This window comes from Sandarakinorhabdus sp. (assembly GCF_032115815.1).
In the GTDB taxonomy this organism is placed as follows: domain Bacteria; phylum Pseudomonadota; class Alphaproteobacteria; order Sphingomonadales; family Sphingomonadaceae; genus Sandarakinorhabdus.
This window is the reverse complement of the sequence record NZ_JAUMBI010000166.1, coordinates 1-2,324: the sequence shown is the minus strand read 5'-3', so window position 1 is coordinate 2,324 and position 2,324 is coordinate 1. Positions and strand designations below refer to the sequence as shown.

The 2,324-nt window shown below is 66.9% G+C and carries 1 protein-coding gene and 2 pseudogenes; 2 read left to right on the top strand and 1 reads right to left on the bottom strand.

The window, feature by feature from the left end:
- Window positions 1-181, top strand: a pseudogene (locus RT662_RS09805) (PaaI family thioesterase); the annotation flags it as partial.
- On the opposite strand, the gene RT662_RS09800 reads toward RT662_RS09805, so the two are convergent.
- Window positions 138-1,223 carry a glycerophosphodiester phosphodiesterase gene (locus RT662_RS09800; RefSeq protein ID WP_313670528.1) on the bottom strand — a complete coding sequence of 362 codons (1,086 nt, stop codon included), beginning with the start codon at window positions 1,221-1,223 and terminating at the stop codon, window positions 138-140. The pseudogene RT662_RS09805 and the gene RT662_RS09800 overlap by 44 nt on opposite strands.
- A gap of 106 nt (window positions 1,224-1,329) precedes the next feature.
- Here RT662_RS09800 and RT662_RS09795 point away from each other — a divergent pair.
- Window positions 1,330-2,324, top strand: a pseudogene (locus tag RT662_RS09795) (Ig-like domain-containing protein); the annotation flags it as partial.

Here is a 2,324-nt window from a genome sequence, read left to right as displayed (position 1 = left end):
AGTCGATTTCATGCGGGAAGGCGCAACGCAGGAAACCCGCGCCGTCGCCAGCATCACCAAGCTGGGCCGCCGCGTGGTCAATGTGCATGCGCAAGCCTGGCAGGGCAGCCGCGACAAGCCGATCGCGGCGGCGCACATCAATTTCGTGCTGGATTGGCCGGAGGCGCGGCAAGCGCCTTGACTGCCGCGGCGGTTGAATCGCTGAACAGGCCGTCGATGCCGGTGGCAAGATAGGTGCGGATTTCGGTATCCACGTCCCCCAGTTCGCGCGGGTCACTGCCGGATTTGAGGCCTTCGGGCAGGAAATAATTTTCCGGCCGGAACGTCCACGGATGCACCTCCAGCCCTGCTTCATGGGCGTCGCGCACCAGGCTGGTCGGCTGGGCCAGCCGGCCATCGGTGCCGCGCGGGATGATCATCACCCGTTCCGGGCCGATCCCGGTGGCATAGGTCGCAACCTGCTTCAGCCCATCGGCGCTGGCGAGCGCGGCATAATCATACCCGTCCGCCGATTTGCCCTTGGCACCCATCAGCTGGATCAGCCGCACCCCGGTCTGGCCTTTCAGCGCCTTCAGATTGTCGACTTCAAAGCTCTGGATGAACACGGGCGCCTCGCGCGTCGTCCAGCCCGCCTCGTTGAGCGCCGCCAGCAACACTGGCTCCAGCGGCAGGCCGATGGAGCGGAAATAGCTGGGATGCTTGGTTTCGGGGTAAATGCCGATCGTCCGCCCGGTGCGGGCAGAGGCCGATTTGGCCAGCGCAATGATTTCCGCCAGTGTGGGGATTTCATACTGGCCATCAAACGCCATGTTGGCCGGACGCAGCAGCGGCAGGCGCTCCTTTGCACGCAGCGTCTTCAGCTCGGCAAGGGTAAAATCCTCGGTGAACCAGCCGGTCATCGCCTCGCCATCGATGGTCTTCGTCGTCTTGCGCGCCGCGAACTCGGGATGGTTGGCAACATCAGTGGTGCCGGAAATCTCATTCTCATGCCGCGCCACCAGCTGATGGTCCTTGGTCGGCACCAGATCAGGCTCGATGAAATCGGCGCCCTGTTCGATGGCGCGTTCATAGGCGGCTAGCGTATGTTCCGGCCGTTCGGCACTGGCGCCGCGATGGGCGATGATGATCGGCGGGGCCGGTGGCGGCACCGGCACGGGGGCGGGCTTCAGGGGAGCAGCAGCCATCAGCAGCAACACCAGCGGAGAAAGGGACAGACGCATCATAACTAACGCCTAGCCTGCCAGCATGACAGGAAAAAGGCGCGCCGAAACAGCGGCCAAATCAAGACTATCGCTTGTTGCCCAGCCCGCTTCCCGGCAAGCTTGGCCGATGCCGACTCCGCGCCCCCGGATGCACTGGCGCCTGTTGGGCGCGGGGCTGGTGCTTGGCCTCGCCGCCATGCCGCTCATCGGGCAGTCCCGGCCCGGCGTGGTGGGTTTCTCGCCTGAAGGGACGGTGGCCGCGCCGCGGCAGATCGTCGTGCGCTTTGCCACGCCGATGGTGGCGTTGGGCGGCACTGCGCCGGCGCCCATCACGGGTGCCTGCGCGGCGGGCGGCAAGGGCCAGTGGCTCGATCCACAACGTTTTGCCATCGATCTGGCCACGCCGTTGCCGGGTGGGCAGGCGTGCAGTTTCAGCCTCGCGCCAGGCCTGAAGGATCTTGCCGGCCGCCCGCTGGCCAGTGCGGGCCCATTCCGCTTCACCACGCCAGGGCCATCGCTGCGCGCCATCGCGCCGGAGTATGAGGAACTGGCCGAAGACCAGGTTTTCCTGATCGCCAGCGAAGCGCCGCCCACGCCGGCCAGCTTGGCCGCCCACGCCGCCTGCCTGATCGAAGGCGTGGGCGAGAAAATCCCGCTTGATCCGCAGCCCGATGCCACCCGCGATGCCATCATCAAGGGATCGCGCGGCAACTGGAATCTGAACTGGTTCCTGGAACAGGCCGGCTGGCGCGCGAGCGAAGACGGGGAGGCCCGTACCCGCGCCAGCATCACCGCCCTGAAGTGCCGCCGACCGCTGCCTGCTGGCGGCAAGGTGACAATCCTGTGGGGCAAGGGCGTTGCCGCTGCCAACTGCCTGACGGCCGGCACGGATTGGCAGCGGCGCTTCAGCGTGCGCCAGGCCTTTACCGCCCGCATCGAATGCACGCGGGTGAACGCTGGCGCCGCCTGCTCGCCGCTGGATTCGATCCGGATCAGCTTCACTGCGGCGGTGCCGCGCGCCGTCGCCCTGCAAGCGCGGCTGGTGCAGAGCGGTCGCGCCATCGCGCCCGAAGTGCCGAAGGACCGCGCCAACACCCTGCAGGAGGTGCGCTTCAAGGGCCC